The organism is Stutzerimonas stutzeri RCH2, assembly GCF_000327065.1.
In the GTDB taxonomy this organism is placed as follows: domain Bacteria; phylum Pseudomonadota; class Gammaproteobacteria; order Pseudomonadales; family Pseudomonadaceae; genus Stutzerimonas; species Stutzerimonas stutzeri_AE.
In genome coordinates this window covers 2507043-2518802 of record NC_019936.1, presented here as the reverse complement: position 1 = coordinate 2518802, position 11760 = coordinate 2507043, and the positions used below count along the sequence as shown (strand labels likewise).

General features: G+C 66.4%; 12 protein-coding genes and 1 riboswitch. All 12 genes read right to left on the bottom strand.

Annotated elements, in window-relative coordinates:
* Position 1 precedes the first annotated feature (1 nt).
* The 12 genes from PSEST_RS11515 to atzF all read right to left on the bottom strand — a co-directional run bounded on the left by PSEST_RS11515 (position 2) and on the right by atzF (position 11724).
* On the bottom strand, positions 2-880 hold the full coding sequence (locus PSEST_RS11515; RefSeq protein WP_015277149.1) for an ABC transporter permease: 879 nt from the start codon (positions 878-880) through the stop codon (positions 2-4).
* The gene (locus tag PSEST_RS11510; protein WP_015277148.1) at positions 877-1686 is read right to left on the bottom strand and encodes a hypothetical protein; all 810 of its coding nucleotides are present in this window, start codon (positions 1684-1686) and stop codon (positions 877-879) included. Before PSEST_RS11510 ends, PSEST_RS11515 begins: the two co-directional genes overlap by 4 nt.
* Positions 1683-2465 (bottom strand): N-acyl homoserine lactonase family protein, encoded by a 783-nt coding sequence (locus tag PSEST_RS11505; protein WP_015277147.1) that lies wholly within the window; start codon positions 2463-2465, stop codon positions 1683-1685. The genes PSEST_RS11510 and PSEST_RS11505 overlap by 4 nt, the downstream gene beginning before the upstream one ends.
* On the bottom strand, positions 2462-3118 hold the full coding sequence (locus PSEST_RS11500; protein ID WP_015277146.1) for a cysteine hydrolase family protein: 657 nt from the start codon (positions 3116-3118) through the stop codon (positions 2462-2464). Before PSEST_RS11500 ends, PSEST_RS11505 begins: the two co-directional genes overlap by 4 nt.
* A complete protein-coding gene (locus tag PSEST_RS11495) occupies positions 3115-3876 on the bottom strand; it encodes a creatininase (protein ID WP_015277145.1) in 762 nt (253 codons plus the stop codon). Before PSEST_RS11495 ends, PSEST_RS11500 begins: the two co-directional genes overlap by 4 nt.
* A complete protein-coding gene (locus PSEST_RS11490; RefSeq protein ID WP_015277144.1) occupies positions 3873-4757 on the bottom strand; it encodes a DMT family transporter in 885 nt (294 codons plus the stop codon). The genes PSEST_RS11495 and PSEST_RS11490 overlap by 4 nt, the downstream gene beginning before the upstream one ends.
* Complete coding sequence (locus PSEST_RS11485; protein WP_015277143.1) at positions 4754-5512, bottom strand: SDR family NAD(P)-dependent oxidoreductase; 759 nt, start codon at positions 5510-5512, stop codon at positions 4754-4756. Before PSEST_RS11485 ends, PSEST_RS11490 begins: the two co-directional genes overlap by 4 nt.
* The gene (locus PSEST_RS11480; protein ID WP_015277142.1) at positions 5512-6300 is read right to left on the bottom strand and encodes an SDR family NAD(P)-dependent oxidoreductase; all 789 of its coding nucleotides are present in this window, start codon (positions 6298-6300) and stop codon (positions 5512-5514) included. Before PSEST_RS11480 ends, PSEST_RS11485 begins: the two co-directional genes overlap by 1 nt.
* 1 nt (position 6301) lies before the next feature.
* Positions 6302-7324, bottom strand: coding sequence for a fatty acid desaturase family protein (locus PSEST_RS11475; RefSeq protein ID WP_015277141.1), 1023 nt, complete (start codon positions 7322-7324; stop codon positions 6302-6304).
* Positions 7325-7368: 44 nt separating this feature from the next.
* On the bottom strand, positions 7369-8370 hold the full coding sequence (locus PSEST_RS11470) for an ABC transporter substrate-binding protein (RefSeq protein WP_015277140.1): 1002 nt from the start codon (positions 8368-8370) through the stop codon (positions 7369-7371).
* Positions 8371-8419: 49 nt separating this feature from the next.
* Positions 8420-8522, bottom strand: a riboswitch (guanidine-I (ykkC/yxkD leader).
* 247 nt (positions 8523-8769) lie between these two features.
* Positions 8770-9741: an aldo/keto reductase gene (locus PSEST_RS11465; RefSeq protein WP_015277139.1), complete on the bottom strand. Its 972-nt coding sequence runs from the start codon at positions 9739-9741 to the stop codon at positions 8770-8772.
* 180 nt (positions 9742-9921) lie between these two features.
* Entirely contained in the window at positions 9922-11724 is a 1803-nt protein-coding gene (atzF, locus tag PSEST_RS11460) for an allophanate hydrolase (RefSeq protein ID WP_015277138.1), read from the bottom strand.
* Between the last annotated feature and the right edge of the window lie 36 nt (positions 11725-11760).

Sequence of the window (11760 nt, the reverse complement as noted above, 5' to 3'; positions counted from 1 at the left end):
GTCATTTCCTCATCCAGGGGAAGGCGCGGCGGTGCAACCAGCGGAAGGCCTGGTCGGTGAGCAGGCCGATCAGGCCGATCAGCAGGATGCCGGCGAAGATCTTGTCGGTGTGCATGTAGCGCTGTGCCTTGAGGATGGCGTAGCCGAGGCCGGAGTTGGCGGCGACCAGTTCGGCTACCACCAGATAGGTCCAGGCCCAGCCACAGGTGATGCGCAGGGTGTCGAGCAGCGCCGGCTTGGCCGACGGCAGGATCACCAGTTTGACGATTTCGCCCCGATTGGCGCCCATGGTTTGCGCCGCCTCGATCTGCGCCATGGGCACACGGCGCACATCCTCGGCGACCATCAGCACCATCTGGAAAAAGGTGCCGATGAAGATGATCAGAACCTTCGAGCCCTCGTCGATGCCGACCCAGAGCATCACCAACGGAATGAACGCCACGGCCGGCATGTAGCGGATGAAATCGGTGAGCGGTTCGAGAAAGGCCTGCACCGGCCGGTAGGTGCCGATGTACAGCCCCAGCGGCAGGGCGATCAGCGCCGAGGCGCCGAAGCCCGCCATGACCCGCCAGACGCTGATACCGATATCTCCCAGCAGCCCCTCGCTGGTCCACCAGCGGCCGATGCGCTCGAGCACTGCGCCGGGGCTCGGCATGAACATCGGGTCGGCTAGACCGAGGGCGGTCCACAGCCACCAGACGACGAAGGGCAGGCTCAGCCCGGCGCCGGTCAGCAGCCAGGCGCTGCGTCGGGATATCTCGCCGCGAATTCGCCAGAAACTGCTCTTGCGCACCACCTGTTCGGCCGGTGCCGCGGGCGCTGGCGGTTGCGTCTGCTGCGCGGCGCTAGCAGCGGAGGGGATGCTGATCTGCGCTGTCATGCGGGAACCTCCTGTGTAGCAGTGGGCACATCGAGTTCGACGCGTTGCCAGCCACCGGCCGCCGGATAACGACCGAGCGCGGCGAGGTCCGCGGCGGGCAGACTGGCGGGGTCGGCGAAGTTCCAGTAGCTGGACAGCAGCGCGTCGCCGACGCGGCCGGGCAGCGTCGAATGGCTGATCTGCCACGGTGTGGCGCCGTTGCGATGGCGGCCGAAGGAGAGTTCGAATGCCAGCAGCTGCGGCCGCAGCGCAGGGTCGACGGCGCCTAGTTGCTCGCGCAGGTGCTTGTCGCCCGCTGAAAGCGGCAGCGGACGATCGGCGGCGAACAGGAAGTAGTCGCCGGCCACCAGCAGGCAGGCCTGGCGCGAAGGCTGCTCAGCAGCGCTCAACCAGACTCCCCAGTTGCGCCCCTGTGATTCGGGCAGGCGCTGCCAGATCTCGTGATAGCTGCCGTCCAGCCCGTCTTCCAGCAGCCGCTCCGGGGTTTCGAAGTGCATCAGGCCGATATCCGCCGGCCCGCCCGGTGGCTGGAAGTCGATCAGCCGATGCCACTGGCAGATATCATCGTTGACCTCGGTGACACCGGCGAAACCGGCCTGTTCGCTCAGCGCCAGCTGCTGGGCATGGCTGCAGGTTTCCAGCGAGGCGGCTGGCGGCAGCGCTTGCGGCCGCGGCAGGCGCAGGTCGGCGTGCAGGCTGGCAGTTTGCAGCCAGTAGACCTCGCTGGTTTCGTCACGCAAGCCGGCGGTGGTGGCCAGCAGGCGCCGGCGCCACACGCCGAGATAGGCATCGGGAACGCTCTTCATGCGTGGTACTCCGGAAAGCGTTTGAGGGTGCGCCAGAAGGACATGTCGTGATTCGGCCAGATTGCGGCGTCGGTTTCGGCAGCGGTGGCCTTGAGCTTGCGAATGCTGGCCAGCGCCAGGTCTTCGCGGTCCTGCCAGCAGAGGCCGGGGGCGACCTCGTCGACCAGGTTCTCGCTCAGGTCTGCAGCGTCCCCGGCGAGAATCACCGGCTTGCCGTGCGGCAATTCGATAAGCAGCGACATGTGGCCGGCGGTGTGCCCAGGGGTATTGATCGCGCGTAGGCCGGGCAGCAGCTCGTACTCGTCGCGCTGCAGCTTCCAGTGATGCTCGCCGGCAAAGTCATCGGCGAAGTAGGCGTCGTCCGCCTGGACGCGGGCGGCGGCGAGTTCCGCTTCGTGTACATGCACGTCGCAGCCGCACAACTCGCACAGGCCGCCTGCGTGATCGAAGTGCAGATGGCTGAGGAAAACCAGGTCTATATCCGCGGGTGTGAGCCCATGCCGGGCGAGGTGGACGGGTAGCCGCTGCTCCTCGGTCATCTCGGGCGGGCCCATGGGAAACTCCACCGGATCGAACCAGCGCGCGCGCAGTAGCGGATCGCTGAGCTTGGCGTAGTCGCAGCCGACGTCGAACAGCACGCGACCCTGTCGGGTTTCGATCAGGAAGGCGAGGATCGGCGCGTCGATCAGCGTGCCCTGGCCACGATTACGGGTAGAGATCGATTTGTCGTAGCGATGCGTGGCAGTCAGCAGCGGCCAGAGCTTCAGCACATCGGTCATGCGGCACGCTCCAGGCACCGCAGCAGCTCGGTGCTGTCGGTCACGCTGCCGAACAGGCCGCCTTCGACTTCGATCATCGCCAGTGCAGCGGCGTGCAGCTGTGGATCGGACGAGGCGCAGGCATCGCTGATGCTCACGCAGTCGAAGCCAAGATCGATAGCCTGGCGCAGCGTCGAGGACACGCAGACCTCGGTAGTCACGCCGCTCAGGATCAGTTGCTCGATGCCGCGGCGGCGCAGGATCAGCTCCAGATCGGTGTAGGCAAAGGCGCTGTAGCCGGGCTTGTCGATCACCGGCTCGCCGGCGCGTGGTTGCAGTTCGTCGATCAGGTCATGGCCGAATTCGCCGCGCACCAGCAGGCGGCCGAGGGGGCCGGGGCTGCCGATGGGGGCGCCGGTCGCTTCGGCACGGCGGCGTTTGGGCTCGGGCAGGTCGGAGAGATCCGGGCGATGCCCCTCGCGGGTGTGCACGACCAGCATGCCCAGGCTGCGTGCGCGATCCAGTAGTGCCTGGATCGCCGGGATCGGTGCACGCAGGCGGCTGACGTCCATGCCGGCCTGATCGGCGTAACCGCCCAGCGCGCAGAAGTCGCGCTGCATGTCGATCACCAGCAGCGCCGTGCGCCCAGGGTTCAGGTTCGTCGCCAGGCTCACAGGGCAAACTCCTTGCACACCGCGGCGGCGATGCCGTCGACGATGTCTTCGGCCAGCCGCTGGCCTTTCTCTGCGCTGGAGCCCTTGGCCGAGGACAGCACGCCGGAAGGCGGTACCCACTGGGTACGGGAGGGATACATGTCGTAGGGCGGGAAGTCGGCCGGGGCGTCGTCCGGAATCTTCTCCAGCGCCACCAGCTGCGGATGGAAGTGCAGCATCAGCGAGGTCTCGATCACCGCAGCATGTTCCAGCGCGAAACCGGGAAAGCCGTCGGGGAAGACATCGGTCAGGGTCTGTTCACGGCAGAAGTCCCAGTGTTCCAGGCGCATCACCTCCAGCCCGGCGTCCGGCCCGAGGTCGCGCAGCGCCAGCTGGATGCCCTCGGCGACGAACCACTGATTCTCGTAATGGCCGAGCACCAGCACCAGGCGGCGCACGCCGTGGCGGTGGAACTCCCGCACGGCGTCGCGCACGAGGGCGCTCAGGGTCGCGCCGTCCAGGCTGGTGGTGCCGCAGAAGTGCTGGCCGCCGCCGCATTTGGGTTGCGACTTGTAGCCGTAGGAGAGCGCCGGTGCGACCAGCCCGCCAACCCGCGCCGCCACTTCGGCGCTGATGGCGCTGGCCATTAGCGCGTCGGTGCCCAGCGGCAGGTGCGGGCCATGCTGCTCGGTGGCGCCGCAGGGCAAAAAGACCACGGCGCCTTCGCCGATGCGGCGTTCGTACTCGACCCAGCTCAGTTGATCCATGTGCACGCTCATGCGCAGGTGCTCCTTGTCGCGATGGGAAGGGGACGTTCGGGCCAGCCGGCGATCAGCGCTGCGGTGGTGATCAGCGCGGCGCCGAGCCATTCGTTCGGGCCGATAGCGTGGCTGCCGAACCAGGCCGACGACAGCACCGCGGCGATCAGCTCGAACACCACCAGCACCGCAGCACGGCCGGCTTCAAGATGAGTGAGGCCGTACTGCACAGCGGCCATGCTGACCAGCCAGCCGAGGGCCAGCAGGGCGATCTGCCAGGTCAGGGTCAGATCCAGCGGTGGTATCGACTGACGAAACAGCAGGCAGAACAGTCCGCCGAGCAGCGCACTGCCGATGAAGCTGACCAGCGCCTTGCTCGCCAGCGGCACCTGGTCAGCGGCGCGAGTGGCGAGGTTGTTGAGGCTGAAGGCGAGGCCGGCGGAAAGCGCCAGCCAGTCATTCGCGCCTGGCGCATCCAGGGCTTCGCCCGTGATGCCGAGGGTCAGGCCGATGCCCAGCATCGCCAGCCCCAGAGCGAACAGCCGCGTGCCGCTGAGGCGTTCGCCGAGCAGCAGCCAGCCGCCGACCATCGCCCACACCGGCGCCAGGTAGAACAGCAGCATCACCCGCACCACGTTGCCTTCGGCCAGGGCGGTGACCAGCGCCGCGGTGGCCCAGCCACCGCACAGGCCCATGGTGAGTACCTGGCGATACTGGCTCGCCCACTGGAGGCGCTGCTGCCAGAGCACCGGTAGCGCCAGCAGGCTGAGCAGCGAATAGGTCAGCAGCACCAGCGGCATGCCGGCCAGGCCACGGGCGGCGAAGAACTGCAGCGGCAGCCAGCCCAGCCCCCACATGATGGCGCCGCCGATCAGCATGCCCTGCGGCATCAGGCTGTTCATGCGCCCATCCAGGAGCCGCCGTTGGGCCCGAGCAGTTGTCCGGTGAAATAGCTCGCCTGCGGCGAAAGCAGGAAGACGATGGCCGCCGCGACTTCCTCCGGCGTGCCCAGACGCGCCATGGGAATCGCCAGCTCCTTGGCCATCCACTCGTCGCTCATGTGCTCCGGGCTGACCATCGCCGTGGCGATGGGGCCGGGTGCGACGCCATTGACGCGAATGCCGTCTGCAGCGAATTCGCGGGCCAGTGAGCGGGTCAGGCCGATCACCCCGGCCTTGGCCGTGCAGTAGGCAACGTACTGCTCGCGGCCGAGAAAACCGAGGTCCGAGGCGACATTGACGATCGCGCCGCTGCGCCGCGGCTGCATTTGCGCCAGCGCATGGCGACAGCAGCGGTAGACGCCCCCCAGGTCGACGCCCAGCACCATTGCCCAGTCCGCCTCGCTGGTCTCGAGAAAGGGCTTTTCCAGGATTACCCCGGCGTTGTTGACCAGCAGATCCAGCGAGCCCTGCGCCTCGATGGTCTCGAACATCGCCGCGACTGCGGCCGGATCGCTGACATCCGCCTCGATGGCCCAGGCGTCGCCGCCATTGGCGGTGATCTGCTCGACCAATTGGTTCGCCAGATCATGCTGGTCGCGATGGTTGATCCAGACCCGCGCGCCCTCGGCTGCGAGCGCAAGCGCGGTGGCGCGGCCGATACCGGTCGCCGCGCCTGTGATCAGGGCGGTCTGGCCTGCGAAGCGTTTGCTGCCCATCAGTGCATCACCTCGCCATGGCTGACCGACAGCGCCTGGCCGGTCAGGGCGGCGGCCAGTGGCGAGCCGAGAAACAGGAAGGTGCCGCCCAGATCGGCTGGTGTCAGCAGCTCCGGAATGGCCTGGTTGGAGAGGATCGTCGCCAGTTCGGCGCTGTCGCTGCGGCCGTTGGCATCGGCCATCACCTGCAGCGAGCGCATGGCCGCATCGGTGGCGATCCAGCCGGGACACACCGCATTGACGCGGATGCGCCGCGGGCCGAGTTCCCAGGCCAGCGAGCGGGTCAGGCCGACTACCGCGTGCTTGCTGGCGACATAGGCGGAAAAGCCCGGCACGCCTTTCAGGCCCCAGATCGAGGCCTGATTGATCACGCTGGCGCCGGCGCGCAGGCGTGGCAGCAACGCACGGGTCAGGCGCTGCATGGAGCCGACGTTGTTCTCCAGCAGGGTCGACCAGCACTGATCGGCCTCGAAGCTGCACTCATCCAGCGGCGTGGCGTATTCGACGCCGGCGTTGTTCACCAGCACATCGGCATGGAGGCCGCGACAGGCGAGGTCATCGGCGTAGCGTTGCACCGCCTGGCGGTCGCCGAGGTCCAGTGCGGTGCAACGCAACGGCGCGTCGCCAGCGAGTTCGTCGGCAAGCCGGGCGAGGGCGTCGGCGTCACGGTCGAGCAGTTCCAGGGTGGCGCCGGCGGCGGCGAAGCTCTGCGCCAGGCCGCGGCCGATACCGCCTGCCGCACCAGTGATGACCACGCAGCGGCCGCTGTAATCCAGTGCCTTGTGCATGTCACACCGCCGTCAGGAAGGAGACGCCCACGGCGCCGTAGAAGTTGTCGGCCTTGTGCGGCCCTTCGCTGACCACGCCGTAGTCATCGTCCAGCACGCGGCGTACGCGGTAGCGATGGAAGCTGCCGAGCAGCTTGCGCATCGGAATGACCTGGTTGTAGGTGCTGCCGTACAGCTCGGCGTGCAGCTTGGGCAGGCGATACCAGGGCGCCACCGGCTTCTCGTGGTGGGCGTTGTGGAAGGAGAAATTGAGCAGCAGCAGGTTCAGCGCCGGCCAGCGTTCCGATACTACGTTGCTGTAGGTGTTCTGCTGCTCGTAGCTGCGGTCGCGGCGCTTGTCGTCCGGCAGCTTGCCGCCATCTTCCAGCACGGCGAAGGCCTCGTAGGTGTGCTGATAGGCATCGGCGAAGCGCAGCACGCTGAGCATGATCATCCAGGCTACGGCGTAGAGCAGCACGGCCTTCAGCGAGAGCGCCGCGAGCCCGGCAAAGAGCAGCGTGCGAACGGCCAGCACAGCGGCGACCTTGCCGCGTCGGGCGCGGTGCTTGTCGTTGTCGGTGATGAAGGGCAGGGCGATCACGTAGAAATGCATGATCAGCTCCACCGCCGGCACATAGGCCCATTCCAGCGCCAGTACCAGTTTCTGGAACCACACGGGGCGCGCCTTGAGAAAGGCCTTGCTGTCAAAAGTGATCACGTCGGCGCGGTCGACGTGATGGCGCATGTGTTTCTTGCGCAGGTCCTGGAACTCGGCGTAGCAGCTGCCGCACAACCAACTGCAGACGTTGCCGGCCCATTCGTTGTGCCTGGGCACGCTGAAAATCGCGCCGTGGGCGAATTCGTGGATCAGGTAGGCGGCGATGATCATGCCGTGGGCCAGCAGCAACGTGCCCAGTGCGTTCAGCCAACCATTGGCGGCGAATAGCAGGGCCAGGCCGCCGCCGTAGGCAAGAGCGGTATAGAGGATCGCCAGCGTGTTGGGCACGCGGCCATCGGCGTAGCGGTACAGAGGTTTTGCGTTCATGGTCTTCTCCAGCACAGGCGGGCAACTGCCCGCCGGGCATCGGCTTACTGGGCGAGCGCTTCGGTGAACTGGGCGTCGTAGGTCTTGCTGAAGTCCGGGATGGTCGGAATCTGCCCGTTGTCCTTGAGCAGTTTGGCGATGATCGCGCCGCTGCCATGGAACGAATGGGTGTCCTCGCCCGGGGTGAAGCTTTTGCCCATCTCGGCCAGCGGGATGTTGTAGGCGCCGGCCATCTGCTCCACGGCTTCTTCGGCGCTGACACCGAGCACCTCGCCGATGATCTCAGCCGACTCCTCGGGGTGCGCCTGCATGTAGGCCAGGCCGTCCAGATAGCCCTGGATCATCGCCTTGATGGCAGCGGGCTTCTTGGCGATAACCGCCTCATCGAAGACCAGCACGTCGGTGATCAGCCCTGGCGCGTCCTTGGACGAGTAGACCACCTTGAACTTGCCGCCACCGCCCATGGAGAGGATCTGCGAGACGTTGGGCTCATAGGTCACACCAATCGGCAGGTTGCCCGAGGCCATGGCGCCGGGAATGCCTTCCGGGGTCATGTTGACGGCGTTGATGTCCTTGTCGCTCATGCCGTTCTGCTGCAGCGCATAGGCCAGCAGGAAGTCCGATGGCGACAGCGGATTGAAGCCGACCTTCTTGCCCCTGAAGTCGGTGACGGACTGAATCGAGGCATCGGCGACGATGGCGTCACCGCCGTTGGAGAAGTCGATGGGCATCACCACGCGATGCTTGAGGCCCTTGGCGACCGAGGCCACCACCTGGTCGTAGGTGAGCATGCCGCCGTCCAGTGCGCGGCTAAGCATGGCGGTGGGAATCAGCGCAGGGTCGTTGAAGAACTGCAGGTCTACATCCAGACCGTGGGGCTTGAACAGGTCTTTCTTGTCGGCGACGTAGAAGGGGCCGTAACCGGCCCAGACCACAGTGCCGATCTTCAGCTTCTCGGCAGCCTGGCTGGCCAGCGGTGAAAACAATGTCGCGACGGCCAGGCCGGCGGCGAGGAGGGTCTTGTTCAGCGAGCGCAGTGTGGACATGGCGTGATTTCCCTACACATTGGAATGACAAGGCACGGGATGACATCGCGTCTCCCGGGCTTTTATCCCTCCGTGTAGTCCCGTCCCTGGGACCGGAGAACTCTCGGACCAGCGCCCACTCCCTGTGAGCCGGAACCCTAGTTCTCCTTGAAGTTGCTCCTGATTGTGCCAAGCGTCATGAGTGCCGGTGGCGACTCATCCCGTTCACTGGAGATACAGCAGGTTGCGTGCCAGATGCGGTGGCTGGCAGCGAGCTCTTGAAGATTCAATGAGTTGCAGCTAGCACCTGGGTCGCCACGAATGGCAGGCCCAGCACGGCGCTGCTCACTAATGGGGAGGCTTGCTCTGCGATAGTGCGGAGCAAGGCTGTGTGGTGGGAGGCCAACGGCGGCGAATGAATCAGGTCGGTACTGGTGCATCCTCGCGCAGCAGTCCCTCACGCTTGAGCGTCTGCCAGAATTCGCGGGGAACCTGAGTATTGAAATAGTCCATGTACTGCTTCGGCCGCTCGGGGTTCGCCGTACCGGGGATGACCGAGGCGACCACCGGGTTGGCCAGGCAGAAGTGCAGGGCTGCGGCGCGCAGATCGACGCCGCAGCGCTCGGCAGCGGCCTTGAGCTGCTCCCTGCGCTGGGCGATCTGTGGTGGGATCTGGTCGTATTCATAGTGATCGCCACCGGCCAGCACCCCGGAGTTGAACGGCCCGCCAACGACAACGCCAACGTCGCGTGCCTGGCAGGTCGGGAACAGCGTGTCCAGCGCCTCGTCGTGTTCGAGCAGCGAATAGCGCCCGGCCAGCAGGAACACGTTCGGATCGCTCTGCTCCAGCGCCATGCGGCACGGTTCGACCAGATTGACCCCCAGGCCCCAGCCGCGAATCACACCCTCATCGCGCAATTGCGTCAGAGCCTTCGCCGCGCCGTTCATCGCTTGCTGGAAGTACTCCTTCCACTGCGGGCCCCATTGATCCTCGGACACGTCGTGAATGAACACCACATCGAGGTGATCGACGCCCATGCGCTCCAGACTGTCCTCGATGGAACGGCGTGCGCCGTCGGCCGAATAGTCCGGGACGCGCTTGTTGGGTAGCTCGTCGACGAAAGGCTTGGCGTTTTCCGGCTGGCCGGCCGACTGCAGCAGTCGCCCGACCTTGGTGCTCAGCACGTATTCATCGCGCGGCTTGCCACTGAGCAGGCGCCCGAAGCGCTGCTCGGCCAGCCCTGCGCCATAGTGCGGCGACACGTCGTAATAGCGAAAACCGGCGTCCCAGGCGGCATTGAGGGTGGCGTCCGCGGTTTCTTCGCTGAGTGGGTGGAACATGTTGCCCAGCGGTGCGCCGCCGAGGCCGATGCGTGGCAGGGTGATACGCATGGAGTCCTCCTTCGGATGCAGATGGTGCCGACCGAGATCGGCATGGCTCTGCATCGGAGGTCGGCCGGAACGGGGATGTTCCGGCGATGCGACGGAATGGCTATAGCGGTTATTGCAGGGTTGGGTAAGGCGCCGGGACTGCTGGTTGCATGGCACCGGCGCCCCGTGTGCTGCCGCCGTTTAGCCGCGGCTTTTCAGATAGGCGCGCCAGCCGCCCAGTTCGGTGATGTCCTGGGCGCCGTCCAGGCCGTAGGGCTCGCAGATGAAGCCTGTTTCCCAGCGACCATCGGCCAGCTGCACCTTGCCCAGACCGAGCGGTGCCGGAATGCCGGTGAGAAAGGAGCCGAGCTCCAGACTCGGCAGCTCCCAGACTTCAACCTCGACGGCCGCTCCGCCTTCGGCGACGCGAACCATGCCCGGGCGCAGCGGCGGCCCGCCGGCGAGGGCGTAGAGCTTGTAGTCCGGCGAGCTGCGGGTGGTTTCCAGCAGCCGTCCGCCGCGCTGCCTGAGCTGCCAGTTCAGCGGCAGCCCGTCCAGATGCGCGCCGCAGACCACTACACGGGCACGGTCGTTGCGCGCCGGGTTTTGCGGAGCGGGCGAGGTGATCGACTGGCCGCCGATTAGCGCGATGCCATGTTGCCGCTGCAGCGCGTCGGCCAGGCTCAACAGGTACTGGTCAGTGAACACCCGGCCGAACAGGGTCACGCCCCAGGGCAGGCCGTTGCGCATTACACCCGCCGGCACCGCCACGGCGGCGTAGTCCAGCATGTTCATGAAGTTGGTGTAGTAGCCCAGGTCCGAGTTGCGCTTGACCGGCTCGGCGTGAAGCTCGGCGAGGGTGACCGGGCGCGGGTAGGCGGGCGTCAGCACGCAATCCACCTCGGCCATGATCCGGTCGCAGATGGCCTTGAGCTGTTGTAGACGGTACTGCGCCTGGAACAGCTGCACGGCGGTGGTGCCGGGTGCCTTTTCCAGCACCGCCTTTATCACCGGCAGCACGGCGTCGGGCTGCTGCTCGATCAGCTCGCCCGCCACGCTGTAGCGTTCGGCGACCCACGGGCCTTCGTAGAGCAGGCGTGCAGCTTCGAGGAAGGGGGCGAAGTCTACTTCCACCGGCTCGCCGCCAATGGCTTTCAGCTGTTCGATGGTGGCGGCGAACAATGCCGGGCTTTCCGCGCAGCCGAGGAATTCCAGCTGCGATGGCACGCCAAAGCGGAAGGATTTCACCTGACCAAAAGCCGAGCCGTCGTTCCACAGCGGGTTGCTGCGGCTGTATTCGTCACGCGGATCGAGCCTGGCGGTGAGCGCCAGCAGCTGACTGGCTTCGGCGGCCGTGGCGGTGAAGAAGGTCACGCAATCCAGCGTGCGGCAGGCGGGCACCACCCCGGCGGTGGAGATCAGCCCCTTGCTCGCCTTCAGCCCCACCAGGTTGTTCAGCGCCGCCGGCACGCGGCCGGAACCGGCGGTATCGGTGCCCAGGGCGAAACTTGCCAGCCCCAGCGCCACGGCCAGCGAGGAGCCGGCGCTGGAGCCGCCGGAGGGGTAGTCCGGGTGCACGGAGTTGCGGCATTCGCCATAGGGCGAGCGGGTGCCGTTGAGACCGGTGGCGAACTGGTCGAGGTTGGTCTTGCCCAGCGGCACCGCGCCGAGGGCGATCAGCTGCTCGACGAGGGTGGCGCTGGTTTCCGGTGTATAGGCAAAGGCGGGGCAGGCGGCGGTGGTGGGGATGCCGGCCAGGTCGATATTGTCCTTGATGGCGAAGGGGATGCCGTAGAGCGGTAGCTCGGCGGGTGCCTTGCCTTCCAAGGTTGCGAGAAACGGTTCGAGTTCTGCGGCGCTCAGCAGGTGGATAAAGGCATTGAACTCGCCGTTCAGCTTGGCGGCCTTGGCGCGTAGTTCGAGGATCAGTTGGCGCGGGGTAGTGGTGCCTTCGCGGTAGGCGGCGCTCAATGTGGCCAGGCGCAGGTCGAATGTCGTGGTCATCTCATGTTCCTCGTAGGGTGGAAAACGGCGCAGCCT